Origin of the sequence: Dyadobacter sp. NIV53 (genome assembly GCF_019711195.1) — a bacterium.
GTDB lineage: Bacteria > Bacteroidota > Bacteroidia > Cytophagales > Spirosomataceae > Dyadobacter.
Genome location: NZ_CP081299.1, coordinates 6,464,927 through 6,480,285, shown reverse-complemented (window position 1 = coordinate 6,480,285; position 15,359 = coordinate 6,464,927). Strand labels below are relative to the sequence as shown.

Sequence of the window (15,359 nt, the reverse complement as noted above, 5' to 3'; positions counted from 1 at the left end):
AAATCAAAGTTCACCCACAATCACCTATGCTAGATCATAAATCTACCTGACCAAGGCCCCGGCGTACATGTCCTTGTGCGGTCACTACACATGGGCTGCCGTTAAGCGTTTCATCTGCGTTGAAGGCCCAAATTTCTTTCCCCGTCCTGGCGTCTACGGATCTTAAATGTCCGTCCTGTGAGGCGAAGTAAACATAATCCCCACTAGCAGTTGGTGCAAACGAGGCATTTAAAGAATTAAAAAAAAACGGCTTGTTTGATTTTGATTCGTGAAGCCAAATTGGCTGACCTGTTTCTGCATTTATGGCCCGAAGCCAGCAAGCATACACATTTCCCTGTTGATAGTAGCCCTGAACATAGACCAGACCATTGACCAAAGTAGGAATCGGTACAACAAAACTGAGGTTTGGATCTGTTTTAGCTGACCATATTTGTTTACCGGTAATAAGGTCAAAGGACAGAAGCTGGTTGCCTTTCATAACATACAATCCAGAATCGCTTGCAACAGGCTGACCAACGTAGTAGTTGCCTTCAATATTGGTTTTCCATTTTAATTGCCCTGAGTTTGCATCGAAAGCGTAAACTCCCGCGTCATTATTATAATCACTGACATAAACAGTTCCGTTGCGTATTACCGGACTCTCGTAAATTTCACCTTCGGTACAAAATTTCCATTTTTCTTTTCCAGTTTTTCCATCAATAGCATGAAGATAATTTTCTAAATTGCCTACATAGACCGTTTCATTGTCCACCGCCGGGCTGGCGTAAATATTTTCCTCTGTTTCAAATTTCCATAAAACAGAGCCGTCCTCAGGACTAAGTGCAAAGCAAGCTCCACGCGAGGTAAGATAAATGATATTGTTAGCGACAATTGCACTGGTTACATTTCCGGAACCCAAATTATGAAACCATTTTTCCTTACCGTTGTTCACATCAATTGCGACAAAACGACCCCTTACATCAGCGATGTACAAAGTCCCCGCGTCTACAATGGGACTTGAATTTATATTACCTTTTGCCAAATAAACCCATTTCGGTATCCCTGTCCCGGCATCAATCGCATAGATCTTACCGTATTCGCTTACGGCATAAACAACAGCACCTGCTTGAGGGTCAACTTTTTTATCCTTGTTTTTTGAACAAGAGTAAAATAAAACTGCCACCCAGACAATCAAGAGAGCGCCCAATCCAAACTTTGTTCTCATATTAAAGTCAATCGCTTATAAAGAAATGATTTGTACAGTTGTGACGGATATTATTCAAAAGTATCAATCTGTCCAAGCCCTCTGAGTACACGCCCCTCAGCACTCGCCACGCATATACTGCCGCCAAAAGCGGAGATAGTCTCAAGCTCCCATTGCAGTTTTCCTGTATTCGGGTCAATTGACCTGATGTATCCGTCCCAGGAGGCTATGTAGACATGTCCCTCATTGGCAGTAGGAGAAAACCATCTGAGGTAGTTCGAAGTGTTTGGCTTTTTTGCTTCATATCTCCATTTTTGATTGCCATTTTTTGCATCAATTGCGCAAAGCCAGTTTAAACTTACATCCTTTGTATAAGTCAGCCCCTGCACATAAACTAACCCATTTGATATTGCTGGTGTCGGGCTCGCAATGCCTGCCTTCAGATTAATTTCACAGGACCATTTTTGTTTCCCGGTGTTGAGATCAACCGAAATTAATTCATCTATCTGGATAAAGTAAAGTTCCGAGTCTGTTATTACCGGAGAACCATGACTACGTCCATTAGTATCGAACTTCCATTTCATTTGCCCGGTAACTGCATTCAGCGCATAAACTCCTGCAAAGCTATCGTTAACGTAAACTACACCATTGCGAACGATCGGGTTTTCAATTATTTCGCCACTCGTTCCAAATTTCCATTTTTCTTTTCCAGTCCTTCTATCAACCGCTTAGAGATGTTTCCCGTAATCTCCGAAGTAAACCATTTCACCCGCTATGGCTGGTCCGCCGTAGATACTGTCTGTTGTTTCGAATTTCCAAAGAATAGATCCATCAGAACAGCGGAGAGCAAAGCAAGTGGCACCGATCGTAACATATACGATATTGTCGGAAACAATTGCGCTAGACAAATCTCTTCCACGAAGATCAACCTGCCATTTTTCTTTCCCACTTACCGCATCAATTGCAACAAAGATACCCCGGGTGTCACCAATGTATAAAACACCTTTGCTGACAATTGGACTTGCATCAATATACCCCTTTGCCTGATAAACCCATTTAATGAGCCCGTTTTCGGCGTCGACAGCATAGACTTCCCCAGTTTCATTTACTGCATAAATAGTATTTGCAAGTGGTAGAACTGTTTCACTTTTATCTTTCGAGCAAGAGCTACCAAATGCAACTATTAATAGAACTATCCAAATCTTCAGTCGGGGTGGTAAAATTGTTCTCAAAGTCGGCTACTTTTTTTGATACGGAAAATGCTGATCATGTTCGGGTGCACATGTATACCGGTTTTGGTAAGATCCTTTAACAAAAGGTTCACCGTCAAAGCCTGGTTGCTTGAAAAGTAGTTGACCAATCTCTGGTTGGGCTGTGGCAAAATAAAGGCCTGGGCTCTAACTTTGGAAACTACCGGAAAGTTCTGGCGGACGGCCGCCTCATCGGTGGATTGGGCAAGGCTTTCCCGGTAGAGGAAAAGGGCTCCCAGGATGATGATGATGTGGTGGATGAAGCGGTATGGCATGGAGGCTGTCGGGTACTTACCTGTGACGTACATGATATCGTTTTGTCACAAAGCTTCTTGTAATAAACCATTACTGAATGCCCCAACCCTATCGATGCTATCATTCCCAATTCAAAATCTTTATCCCCAGAAGTATATCTTCAAAATTGCGTTGAGCATGACTGCGCTCTTGCTAAAAGCAATTGTTTTACGGTTGAGACGCTTGATCGGTCCGTCACACGGTGGGTTCTTAAAGTAAGATGCGCTCTTTCAATATGATTTGTCCCTCGAAGTTTTGTACGATGTATTGTTTTGTCAATCAGCGATTTGTAGTTCTTTAATTTATCTGTATAAATCGCCTTACAGTCCGGGTTTATTAACGTATCAATAACCACTTTCAAAGTTTTATTGGTCCGACGGCCTACTTTGGATGAAACTATTTTGCCACTTTCTCTTTCAAAGGCTGAAACCACCCAGATCAAATTATCCTTTTTTCTGACAAAAGTCCGCAACTCGTCCACTTCGTAAGTCTGTCCAATCGAAATCGTTGGTTGAACGAGCTTAGAAGCTATTTTCTTTATTCTTGAAGTGACTGTGATAGTTGAAATCCTTAAGAGCCGTGCTGTGGAACGGATGCCGCAACCTTCTTTGGTGAGCGATATGATGTTTGGATTAATTTCCGGTTGCTGCGCTGTATAAGAGTAATTTTCAACCCTGGTACTTTTACAATGTTTGCAATAGTAACGCTGTTTGTTTTGAGCTGACCTACCATATCTTACCATGCCACTACCACATTTACAACAAGTTACGAATCCATCAACAGGTCTGATACACTTGGAGGGAAAATTCAACCTATTTTCAATTCTAAGGTGCCCAAAATCATAAAGACAACCCTAACGGCAGTCTCCGTTTTGACTATCGCTAAACCAAAATGTCACTTATTATTCAAAAAAGCGGTTTTTCGCAGCCACCAACAGGTCTGATACACTACCCCGAATAGATATGAACCAAAAAGTCTCCTACGATCAGGTTTGCCAGATATGAGACCCTGAAATTGACCGCTCTTTGACATGCTGATCCCTAACGAAAACAACTCCATGGGATCACTATGTCGATTCTACGCTATTCATTCCAAGTTTTTGACTCTCCATGTACGAATATTCGTACGTTTTTGCTCGGATTGTTCGCGGAATGTGCAGTGGAAAATATCATTAATTCAGATGTCAATTTAAAAGCCAAACTACCAATTTATGACAAAATAAAATATTATTTAAGCAGGGCTACCGCCAGAAAAATAACAGGAATTAATACTAATTACTTCATCGTACATAAGATTTTCATATATGTAACTAAAATATTGTCTTCTTTCTCCAAACCTCGTCAATATCACTGGCTGCCAAGTGTCTTCATCGAATTCCATGAACCATTCTCCACCATTGGCTCTCACAAAAATCTCGTTCAAATAGACAGTTAGTGGTATAACATTCTCATTCACAAATTTTTCATCAATCTCTTTTTGTATTTTACTTAAATAAGTATCAAGCGCATAAATACTGTCCTCAGTGAAGTTTAGTTCACTTATAGGAATACCAAGTCTTGCAGGCAAGACTCCTACCAAATATTCAATGTGATTTTTTAAATCTTTTCCAAAAGGATTTAAGTTATGCAAAATATGTTCCCCTTTCATATACAGTGATTTATTGTTGTTCAAATGAAATTTCTATTGGATATCCATAAGGATTTCGAATTATACCTGGCTTTTTATTTAGCCAATTGCTATTTTCTATTATTGCTGGTTTTACTCTAATTTGCCCTGATGTAGAATTATACTCAACTTCGGAATGAAGTAAAATAATATTTTGAGCCCCCGAGGTAGATAGTATAAGCTGTTCCAAGCTAACCTCAGCAGGAGTAATAATATGTAAGTAAGCACCACCCATTTTGGCTGCATTCTTAAATACCCTAGTACCTAGTCCAATTAGCTGCTTTACTTCTGCTAGATAGTTCCCCGTAGTGAATTCTGCATCATTATTGTTGGCAAGTACATCAATAAAGCCTTCTATTTGATCTTCATTTCTAGGGTTATTTCCTTTTAGTTTAATTTTCTTTTCACTAGTAAATGTTATCTTGGCGTCAAGAAATACGCTATTTAGCCACCAGTAAATTTTTCTTTCCTTAACCGCATTTATTTTCTCCTCTGTCTCAACCGCACTATGATCTAGACCGTCTGGTATTACTTTTGAGGGGCTCAAAGATGGGTTACTCACAATGAAAGTTCTATTGTTTTTTGGTATACCCAAAGACTTTAGAATACTTTTCTCAAAAATCCGACCCATCCTAACTATAAATTGTGTATTTCGCTCATCACTACTCATTGCTGGAAATTTAGCGTCAATCTCCTTCTTTATTCCGTTGGAAACACAAATTTCTAAAAACTTCTGCGGAGTTAAGGGCAACCATTCGCCACCGATCGTTTCTCCTTCTGGATAATTTATTCCCGGAAGACCCTCAATTAAGGTGACAGCTTTGTACTCCGCATCTATGACAATAGAATGCGTCGAATTATAATCTGGTAAAATTTCATCACTGAATTCCGCTTTTGGCACTATCGTGTTACCGTTAGCATTTGCCAAGAGATTTCCCGCAGTTTTGCAGTGCCCTCCTACCATTGCGTCTACGATCGCATCAGTATTTGAAGGAAATTTAACTGGTGTGCCGGCAGTACTTATCTTGGTTGTCGAGATAAGCAGTTCCAGATAATTCTCAGATTTTGTTTTATCCCCTTGGTACAAGTTTACATCCTGGCAAAGCATATTTTGATAATAAACCTGCATAGCAGTTGCTAATGAAATGCTATTCGTGCATTGTTCCTCAACGATATTTGAGGTCACCGAAGCTACTGCCGCTACTCGCAATCCATCACTTTTTGGAAGTTTATAAACATCTTCGCAAAAGTTACTGCCACTTAGGTAACATTTGTAGCGATAGATAGCTCCCGGTTGGGCATTGTCAACTGTGTATCTATCGTTAGGCGTTGCTAGTTGTGCAATTTTATTAGTTCCCGAAAACCATTCTACTTTACTACCAGGGCACCAGTCTGAGTAAAGTTCGTAACTCTTACCATTGGATTCCTCAACATCACCCGGACTTCTTGTAAAGTTTTTCAGTCCTCCCTTTTCTAGAAACTTCAGTTCATTACATGGATCAGGAATAATCGGATCATCAGTACTTCCACTTCCGGACAAACCTGTCCCGGAAGGAAATTTGTCATATAATTCTTTACTTTCCACCGAAAAAGAGTAATCACAAGGCACCGCGTTACCCTCTTTTACACATGAAACAATATAGGTATCACTAATTCCAGTTTCGACAGGTTTTGTCTCTTCTGGACGATCCACAGCAATTCTTCTTCTGTTTTTACCCTCAGTATACTCTATTGTCTTTCTCCCAACCGAGCCGGTTGAATAATTTTTAAACCAGTTAATAGGATAATTTACATCGCACCACGAAGCATTAATTTCTACCCGGCTGGAATTGCCTTTTATAAACGAATTATATTTGACGTCGCAATCATTCTTTTTAGCCTTAACGTTAATTGTTTGAGAACTGCCACTTTCAACACAGGTTACTTTAAAGTCGGTGTTTTCAGTTAACTTTACCTTAATGCTATTACCAAACAATGTTGCCGCTTTGTCCCTTTCCCATTTATAACTTCCTTCTTTACATTGATCATTATAACATCCGGAAGCTCTTAATATCGCCGCATAACCTGCATAAACTTCCAAAGGTGAAACGCTTAATACCGGAGTTGTAGGCATTACTTTCACCTCAACGGTCACTTCATCCTTGTAAATAGTAGTACATTTTGCTCTTATCGTTTTTTCCGCATTCAGCACAAACGTGTATTTTTCTGCACCTCCGGTTGTCTTTGTGTTTTCCCATAAGATGGTTCCATCGGCAGGACAGCCCTTGGGAACCAGGATAACCGAGGAACATTTTGTAACGGCCTGATACGATACTTCAAAAGGCGGGCATTCGATGTCAGCAGGAGGCTGATTATCAACGGTCACAACGGTTGAATTATCACACAGACTTAGTCCATCCAAAGTACAGCTCGCAAAATAATGGGTTTCTGCCAGCGGTTTGACGGTAATGCTGGTTTTATCAGATTCCCCGGTACTCCATTGTATCAATCCCCCGGAACATCCCGTTGCTGTGAGTGTGACCGGTTCAGCAATTTTGGCCAGGGCTTTGGAAGGTGTTATTTTAAAATCACAAGGCTGGACTTGCACAGTAACTTCTTCACTGCATCCCAATTCCTCGCAGACAGCGGTGTAAGTCACGCTGGATGGAGTAGCCGTAGCTGTCGGAGTTGTCAAAAGCTCAGTACCAACACCCAACACTACATTATTTTGCTTCCAGGTAACAGTGCTGCATCCTATCGAATTAAATTTGACTTGACCTCCCTTAATTACACTCTTTAGATTTTGGGTAATCCTAAAACACGAATTGGAAGCGACAATAATAGTCTGACTATTTGTTGCGGGGAAAACAACGGATGACCCGTCCGTATTGGCTGATTGACAAGCAGCACTATAGGTGGTTGTAATTTCCGGATACGGTAAGTAATTAATATCGCCGATAACGCCCGACTTGTCATCTTCTGTGAAGGTCAGGATGGGACCTTCGGCATAAAAATTGGCATCTATACTATTTGTCCAAATGACTTTGCCAGCACATGAATTGTTTAAAGAAAGCCGATACTGGCGACTTTCAACTTTCATCTCTGCATACTTGTTTACATCCATTCCGGTAGAAATCCAGTTGCCATTTAAGCTGGTTTGGGTATAGGCCAATAAGGTTTTGAAACTCAAAGCCGGAATCTTAGTCCCAATCTCACCACAATCCGGATCAATGGTTGTCAGGCAAAGTCTTTCCTGAGAAAACAGCGGAACATTCACTCCTTTGTCATCTGACGAGGTATAAACATTCCCTAAATTATCTTTCAAAACAAACGGGCTATTATCCGATACGGTAACGAGGATATGTCCTGGCAAAGCATTTTCGGTCGTCGATTCCAGATACTTCTTTGAGCATTCCTTAAGAGGAATATTCGTGATTAAAGTAACCGCAGGGCAGCTTACACCGTCCAGTACGCAGGTAGCGGTGATCGTTGCATTATCGCTTTTCATGTCGTTGATTGACACTCCGGTAGTACCGACTACCCTGGATCCACCTATCCTGACATCCGCGTCAATTTTCCAGTCAATTTTTCCACCGTTGCAGCCAAACGAGCTTATTTCTAAGTATCTATGTGCCTTATTGAACGGACCCGATTCAATAACGTTTTTACTCTTTACATATAAAGACAAGTCACATTTTTTTTCCAGTGGAGTTACCGAGATTGAAATGCTGTTCGAGTAACAAACCGTGCTCCCGGATACACATTTTGCGGAAATTAACAATTCCTTCTCGGGATATAGTACAATTTTGCCCCCCTCAGCTATTCCATTATTCCATACTACTCGTCCATGACAGAAGGTGCTTTGGAGATTAACCGGGCTGCCTTTTGTAACTGATGTCAAATCTGAACTAATTTTAAAATCTCCCTTACATTCCGGGGATGATACTTTTACATCTACAGTATACGTACAAGCCTCCGAGGTTGCACTCATCTTACAGATAGCCGTATAGGATTTGTTTCCAGATGGGTTTACAGCCAACAGGCGGTTCTCCCCAATGAATGGTGAATTCTTCGTACTTATTTCAGCTGCTTCTCCATCGGCAAAAAGGATAGCGCCGTTGCCATTCGTTGCTCCGGGTGTTCCGTTTGACCAAGTGATTTTAGGGTATTCAGAACTGGAAGTTGCTCCCTCAGGCAAACATCCCGAAACTGTGAGCCATTGCTGATAACCTGTAAGGCTAGTCGAATTCTGCGCGTTCAGAACCGAAACGGCCAGTTTACACTTTTCCCCGGTAGTAACCCTGGCGTTCGCAGGAACACTCTCCAGATTCTGGTGGCTGATGGCCACAATTTCATAGTCATAATAATCATCGGGATTAAGCCCCGTCAGCACGGCCGTATTCGTAGTCGGATAGATATAATGCACCTCCCCTCGCTCGTCGGTATACCGGATCTTGAAACTTTCGTGCTGGGCATTCGGGTCCCAGGTGATTTTAACGGAATTGTCATCGAGCCTCGTGTATGCAAGGTTCTCAGGTACAGGGACCGTCTTTTTTATCGTACTGAAATTCCCCTGTGCCGTGGTCATGGCCTGGTTTCCCTTATAACCCGTGATAGTGAACTGGTAATCCAGCCCTGTCCGCAACCTTTGAAGATTGACTAGCGGATTTGTACCCGCCGAGGCGTCGACCGTTTCCTGCAAAACCCCACCGCTTGCATCGTTGTATTCGATCACATATTTCGTGAAATCACCGGGTAAACTTCCCTTCGCCCCTACCCAGTTGATCCGCGCCGATTCTTCCCCGATGTTACTCACCTCCACATTCCGTATTGCATAAATCCCATCAGCCGGATCCTGCTCAGCTTCATTTTTCAAATCTTCCAGTCTCTTGAACAGATCTGTGTATACGCTTGTCAGATTATTGATCTTTGTGATGTTTCCGGCGGCACGTGAAAGCGAATCATTCACCGCCAGCACCTTTATCAGCGAATCCAGTTCTGTCTGGATTTTGATCAGGCGCGGGTCAGAATATTCGTCCACCAAATCATCGAGTGCCGTTGCAATGGCCTGGCTCCCTTGCAATACAGCCGCGGTGTATTTGGAAAGATCATCTACCGTTGTGGTTGAATCATACGCTTTGAGCGCATCGGTGAGCGTGCCATTAAAACCCATCGTGTCCTTTGAATTTGTCAACGCCGCAATCACCAGTGACTGCTGGCCAGCCAGGTCGGCTGGGTTTAAAGAGGTGAGCTGCTTGTTGGCGTCCTTCGACGGGCTCAGGATGACTGGCATATCCGCATCGCAGCCTGCATAATCACTGATCTGGGAAGCGCAGGGGATTTTGAGAGAATCCAGCAAAGTATGCAGGCTGTCGATTGTAATGGGCTTGCCGCTACCCGAAACACTGACCAGCGTCAGCAGTGGATTTTGCAGGATGGGAGGCAACTGCTCATCGTCTTCTTCTTCCAGCTCAAAAGCCTGTAAATTGGCAGGCATAATTTCCGTACACACGGCTTGTACGGCAAATTCATAGGTGCCTTTGGAAAGATTCGGGATCGTTATTGTAATCCCCGATACGGCTTGGGTGATCCAATTACTTTCTCCTGATTTCCTGTATAAGATTTTATAACTTTTGGTATCGGTTTGGGCTTCCCAGTTTAGTTGTACTCTCCCCGGTCCTGCTTCTTTGATGGTAAATGTTTCAGGAGACACACAAGCTGTTCCATACCGGAACCAGTTCACCTCACTCCGGCCTTCGTTGGCAAAAACCACTTCATTTCCATCTGTATCAAATTCATGAATCGTTACACGTGCGGCGTATCTCACGCCTCTTTCAAACGCACCAATGATGCTGTTGCCAGTGCCCGTATTGCCTGGATAGAAAGTTCCTGGGTTGGCCTTGTCGTCAATAACCGGACTCACGCACGCGTCAAGGGCTTCTGTCGGTTCCGGTCCGGCGCCCCGGAAGCCATCTGGGACTTTACATACTTTCAGATCATAAGTCGTAATATTACCTGCTTGCTTGTAATGTCTGGGCATCCACTGAATGTTGATCCTCTGAGGTTCAGACATAGTCAGCTCCGCTCCGTTGAAGGGGATGTTGATCACCGGAGGCAACGGCGTGGTAACACTGAAATAAGTTTCACCGATATTGGAAACCTCCCGGCCTGTGCCTGCTTCCAGGGCTTGTACACGGAAAGTGTAAAAACCTTCGGGTAAGTTGGTACGAAGCGGATTCTCTGTTTGCAACCCTTATCCCCAAAAGTATATCTTCAAAACCGCGTTGAGCATAATCACGCTTTTGCTGAATGCAATCGTCTTCCGATTGAGTCTTTTCAAATGCGTCCTGAGTGTAAGATGCGCTCTTTCGATATGATTTGTTCCTCGTAGTTTTGTACGATGTATTGTTTTGTCAATCAGCGATTTGTAGTTCTTTAATTTATCAGTATAAATCGTCTTACAGTCCGAATTTATTAGGGTATTAATAACTACTTTCAAAGTTTTATTGGTCCGGCGGCCTACTTTGAATGAAACTATTTTGCCACTTTCTCTTTCAAAGGCTGAAACCACCCAGATCAAATTATCTTTTTTCTGACAAAAGTCCGCAGCTCGTCTACTTCGTAAGTCTTTCCAATCGAAATCGTTGGTTGAACGAGCTTAGAAGCTATTTTCTTTATTCTTGAAGTCACTGTGGTAGTTGAAATCCTTAAGAGCCGTGCTGTGGAACGGATACCGCAACCTTCTTTGGTGAGCGATATGATGTTTGGATTAATCTCCGGTTGCTGCGCTGTATAAGAGTAATTTTCAACCCTGGTACTTTTACAATGTTTGCAATAGTAACGCTGTTTGTTTTGAGCTGACCTACCATGTCTTATCGTACAACTGCCACATTTACAACAAGTTACATATCCACCAACAGGTCTGATACACTTGGGGTGAAAATTCATCCTATTTTCAATTCTAAGGTGCCCAAAATCATAAAGACAACCCTAACGGCAGTCTCCGTTTTAACTATCGCTAAACCAAAATGTCACTTATTATTCAAAAAAGCGGTTTTTTGCAGCCACCAACAGGTCTGATACACTACCACGTCCATCCAAAAGAGGGGCAATCACGGTATTGCCATACGAAATTAAATCTCCACTAATCGTGTTGCTCTTTTTCAAGTCAAGTTTTTCTCCTATTTCCAAATCATGACTATTATTGTAATTCGATATATCAATCTGCCATAGGTCACTTTCAATAGTTGAAATATTTATCAAATCTGAATTTACCGCCTGACAAAATATTTCCCTTGTAAGATCTGATCCTTTCTTTTATAATATCCTAATTCAATTCAGGAAACATCATCAATTTCAAAAAACGTTTTAGTGTTCCTATTTACCAGAATCAAACTATTCTCGGTGAAAAATCTACTTTCCGGATTAAAATCATATCCAAAACTGCACAATTCGAAATTATTTTTAACCTCTATAACATTTGAATTTTCTTGTAGCTGATAAAATAACCTCTTCCCATTGCTTTTTATTGAACCAATGGAATGTATGGAATTTGAAAATACAATGGAATTGTACCCAACCTTATTCTCATTCGAGAACAAAACAATTCTATTATTAAAATGAGGTATTTATATATATTGTATAATTTAGTAATCTCATTTTTCATTTGAAATCTGAATTAAATATTCCATTAGACCAATCATCACTTTTTACTTAAATATTCTGCATAACTACCTAAATCAAAATCGTAAGTCCATTAGCATATTGTCTAACTAGATTTTTGAAACTCTCATCGTTCACTACCCCCTTACTAACCCAGTTATAAATAACAGTTTGTTTTGTTAAAATTACATCAGGTCTACGAAATAACTTAAAATTGCGAAGATCTGTAACCCGTTGAAAATAATTGATACATTGGGTATGGAAATTACTTGTTATCACAGCATCACCAGCCTTAAACTCTCCAACATACCGTTTCCCCTCTTTCACAAAATCAATATCCGCTATTGCATTTGGTATCCCGTCGTAGTTAGCCAACTCTTCAAATTTAACATTTTCCGCATTTTTAATAAAATCTGCATTCTCGCGGATTTTTTGCAAGCCAAGATCAGCATGGCGTCGTGTAAAGTCGCTGGCATTGGTGAAACCGCTGCTACCTAAGATATTTATCCAGTCCATCTACTTTGCTCGCGTCCGGTAGTGCATTTTCAACCATATCCTTTACGCCTTCACAGATGGAAGCAAAATCAGTGGCGTTGTCTCCGATTTTATAGCTTTTCATTTGAGCCAGTGTTTCTTCGAGACCCCAACGTCTTGCAGTAAACGCGGCTCGGAAATTCCCTATCTCTCAAAGATATGCAAGGTATTAGCCCGATCAAAAACGTAAAGTCTATTGTCGGAAAAATCGATCTTTTTTACACCCTTAAATACCCCATCTTCACCCAACTCCCGGCTTGTCCAGGTGATTTCTTTTGTGTTTCGATTAAATATGCCAACATAGGAAGGGTCTTGCGCAAATTCCTGTTGAGCAAAAACGACTTCATCACCCAAGTGGCAATGATATTTTAAGTTGTTGTAGGCAATTTCATGTTGCTTGCAGGTCTCCTCTATATCGTAATAGACATACGTATCCAAAGGATGGGCCAGATCAATTTCCCAATAGTAGTGAAAAAACAAGCCAAAAAGGGTTCCTCTTAATTCATCTAGTTTCGTATGTAAACCATATAGAAATACATTCCTACTATTTGTAAAATCTTCATCTGACTTATTTGGAAATATTAATTCATACTCTATTTTCCCAGACTTCACATCAATCCCAATTAATATCCCGCTATTTAAGACCGCCCACAATGTATTATTAAATGCACCAATTATATTATTTATTTCTCCCGTGTACTTTGTAGGATATGGCCCATTACTTTCCCAATTATATTTTCCATCAAGGAGTATAAAATTCCACAATTTTTCTCCATTCAAATCGTCCAGTAGAATCAGTTCATTTATATTTTTTTTGTAACATAATTCATTGCAAAGGAATTTATAAAAAAATAGACCATCTGGAATTTCCCACATTACTTCACCTGATTCATTTATCTTTTTATCTTTCCCATCTTGACTAATATAAAAAAAATAATTTTTAATTGTAGTCAAATAGAAATTCTCAACCGTAATACTGCCATTTGAGATTATTACGGCTTTCCCATCCATCGCCGTGTTTGTCCAAATGAAATTATCGTCTATAAAAATATCTTGTAAATTCTCTCCAAGATCTTTTTCATAATCTATTTCAAAATACTCATTTAATAATTGAACAGTACTTTTTTTAAAGACTACTGCGATTACATCATTTTCCGAACAAAATGAATTTATATTGAATATGTCAGTCAACTTTTTCATGAATTTTCATTTAGTATCTACAAATATGGTAACCATGCCTACAATCTTGGTATCTGTCAAGTCACCAATATTCCTGATTGCCAATGACTGTCTCAATTCTGCTTTCATTGCATCAAATATGGCTTGTTTGTTGGAAGAATTATTCATAAACACTTTCATCCCCTCCTTTGCCTGTTCCGTCGTCAACTTTGCTGCATTAAAAACATATTTCATTTCCGAAAGATTGTTCACGCTAGCAATATAGTTTAAAAACTGAGGCAATTGGATTTGGGATGCGTCTGAATAGCTTTTGTATTCTATCAGCCTTGGTTTGCTTCCCTCGGCAAGCTGTACATCGAACTTACATTTGTTACAAGGAAGCCCTTCACCCTCGAACTCCATATCAAACTTACCTACCTTACCTGTATCAAATTCAGCTTTATTTACCTGGGTTAGTACATGCTGGAGGCCATCCTGTACGTTCCCGTTAGTGGTTTTCATCCGGATTTACATCTCATAAGCCTCGGTTAAGGTTTGATCCTCTTCAAGAATATGCAAAACTTTGCGGCCGTCAAGTACATAAAGACAACCAGATTCAAATTGAATTTTCTGGATATTGGGCAGTACGTCACGCCTGCCTCCCTCTCCTATACGCATTGCGCTGATCACCTCTTTCTTTATTCTGTCAAAGACACCCACATTGTTCAGGTTTTGATCATGGGGTGAGTCGTATATCTCTCCAAAATAGATATTATTTTTACACCATGACCACTCCCGTACTGGCATATCCGCTGAAATATGCCATGCGTTGCAGCTTTGTGATACATCGTAAAACTGGTATCTGTTCTGTGGATCTGCTAAATCAATTTCCCAATAACATTTGTTCCTAAGGCCAAAAAGAACGCCATTTCTCTCATCCAACTGAGTGCTAATTGCAGGACCGAATGGTGTCCCATTCTGATCATGATTGTTGGGATGACTTAACTCATAAACAAGTTTTCCTGATTCAGTCTCCAAACCCAATATCAAGCCGGAATTTAATGCAACCCAAAGCGTTCCGGCATATTCTCCAATTATCCGTGATATCTCACCTTTTTGAAGTTCATCAGGTTCATTTTCGTAGTTATTCTTGGTATACCAGTCGTATTTTCGTTCGGGCAAATAATAATTCCACAATTCAATCCCCGATCGATCGTTAATATTTGTGATTATGTCTGTTCTTTTTCTGTAAAAAAAGATCCTTTGGTAATAATAAATTCAAAAAAATTGCCTCCCAACTGCCAAATAATATCACCATGAATGTTAAGCTTAGTTCCCTTTCCACTCAATTTACAATATATACATCTACTTTCTGATATATATTTTATTAAGTATGGCTCTTCTTCAAATTGATAATCATTTAAAAAAAATGAAGTCCCTTTTGAAGATGTGTTGATCCAGAAAAATCCGTTTGTCAAATTGATTTCCTGTAAATCATTTCCAGTACTTTTGGATAGTAGAACGATTAGTTTATTAGTTACGACAAGAATTTCTGTTTTATTCCTAGTAAGATAAATTTTATCCAACTGGGCTGAAAAAGACGATGTATTTTCTAATTTTCCGATTATATTCAC

At 40.5% G+C, this 15,359-nt stretch carries 15 protein-coding genes and 1 pseudogene; all 16 read right to left on the bottom strand.

The window, feature by feature from the left end:
* Nucleotides 1-34 precede the first annotated feature (34 nt).
* Nucleotides 35-1,204, bottom strand: coding sequence for a PQQ-binding-like beta-propeller repeat protein (locus KZC02_RS26580; protein ID WP_221391430.1), 1,170 nt, complete (start codon nt 1,202-1,204; stop codon nt 35-37).
* Nucleotides 1,205-1,254: 50 nt separating this feature from the next.
* Nucleotides 1,255-1,902 (bottom strand): annotated as a pseudogene (locus KZC02_RS33450) (PQQ-binding-like beta-propeller repeat protein); the annotation flags it as partial.
* A 9-nt stretch (nt 1,903-1,911) separates the two neighbouring features.
* On the bottom strand, nt 1,912-2,415 hold the full coding sequence (locus KZC02_RS26570; RefSeq protein ID WP_221391428.1) for a PQQ-binding-like beta-propeller repeat protein: 504 nt from the start codon (nt 2,413-2,415) through the stop codon (nt 1,912-1,914).
* Nucleotides 2,412-2,741 carry a hypothetical protein gene (locus tag KZC02_RS26565; RefSeq protein WP_221391427.1) on the bottom strand — a complete coding sequence of 110 codons (330 nt, stop codon included), beginning with the start codon at nt 2,739-2,741 and terminating at the stop codon, nt 2,412-2,414. The genes KZC02_RS26570 and KZC02_RS26565 overlap by 4 nt, the downstream gene beginning before the upstream one ends.
* 107 nt (nt 2,742-2,848) lie before the next feature.
* A complete protein-coding gene (locus KZC02_RS26560; protein ID WP_221391426.1) occupies nt 2,849-3,469 on the bottom strand; it encodes an IS1 family transposase in 621 nt (206 codons plus the stop codon).
* A 488-nt stretch (nt 3,470-3,957) separates the two neighbouring features.
* A complete protein-coding gene (locus KZC02_RS26555) occupies nt 3,958-4,374 on the bottom strand; it encodes a hypothetical protein (RefSeq protein WP_221391425.1) in 417 nt (138 codons plus the stop codon).
* 10 nt (nt 4,375-4,384) lie between these two features.
* Nucleotides 4,385-10,621 (bottom strand): fibronectin type III domain-containing protein, encoded by a 6,237-nt coding sequence (locus tag KZC02_RS26550; protein WP_221391424.1) that lies wholly within the window; start codon nt 10,619-10,621, stop codon nt 4,385-4,387.
* A gap of 3 nt (nt 10,622-10,624) precedes the next feature.
* A complete protein-coding gene (locus KZC02_RS33445) occupies nt 10,625-10,942 on the bottom strand; it encodes an IS1 family transposase (RefSeq protein ID WP_221391423.1) in 318 nt (105 codons plus the stop codon).
* Between the two features lie 5 nt (nt 10,943-10,947).
* Nucleotides 10,948-11,319 carry an IS1-like element transposase gene (locus KZC02_RS33440; protein ID WP_221391422.1) on the bottom strand — a complete coding sequence of 124 codons (372 nt, stop codon included), beginning with the start codon at nt 11,317-11,319 and terminating at the stop codon, nt 10,948-10,950.
* A 90-nt stretch (nt 11,320-11,409) separates the two neighbouring features.
* On the bottom strand, nt 11,410-11,562 hold the full coding sequence (locus KZC02_RS26535) for a hypothetical protein (RefSeq protein ID WP_221391421.1): 153 nt from the start codon (nt 11,560-11,562) through the stop codon (nt 11,410-11,412).
* 543 nt (nt 11,563-12,105) lie between these two features.
* Nucleotides 12,106-12,549, bottom strand: a complete 444-nt coding sequence (locus tag KZC02_RS26530; protein WP_221391420.1) for a hypothetical protein — start codon at nt 12,547-12,549, stop codon at nt 12,106-12,108.
* Entirely contained in the window at nt 12,524-12,652 is a 129-nt protein-coding gene (locus KZC02_RS32655) for a hypothetical protein (RefSeq protein WP_255637050.1), read from the bottom strand. The genes KZC02_RS26530 and KZC02_RS32655 overlap by 26 nt, the downstream gene beginning before the upstream one ends.
* 59 nt (nt 12,653-12,711) lie before the next feature.
* Entirely contained in the window at nt 12,712-13,767 is a 1,056-nt protein-coding gene (locus KZC02_RS26525) for a hypothetical protein (RefSeq protein ID WP_221391419.1), read from the bottom strand.
* A 6-nt stretch (nt 13,768-13,773) separates the two neighbouring features.
* Nucleotides 13,774-14,247, bottom strand: coding sequence for a hypothetical protein (locus KZC02_RS26520; RefSeq protein ID WP_221391418.1), 474 nt, complete (start codon nt 14,245-14,247; stop codon nt 13,774-13,776).
* 6 nt (nt 14,248-14,253) lie between these two features.
* Nucleotides 14,254-14,907 carry a hypothetical protein gene (locus KZC02_RS26515; protein ID WP_221391417.1) on the bottom strand — a complete coding sequence of 218 codons (654 nt, stop codon included), beginning with the start codon at nt 14,905-14,907 and terminating at the stop codon, nt 14,254-14,256.
* Between the two features lie 47 nt (nt 14,908-14,954).
* Nucleotides 14,955-15,359, bottom strand: a complete 405-nt coding sequence (locus KZC02_RS26510) for a hypothetical protein (protein WP_221391416.1) — start codon at nt 15,357-15,359, stop codon at nt 14,955-14,957.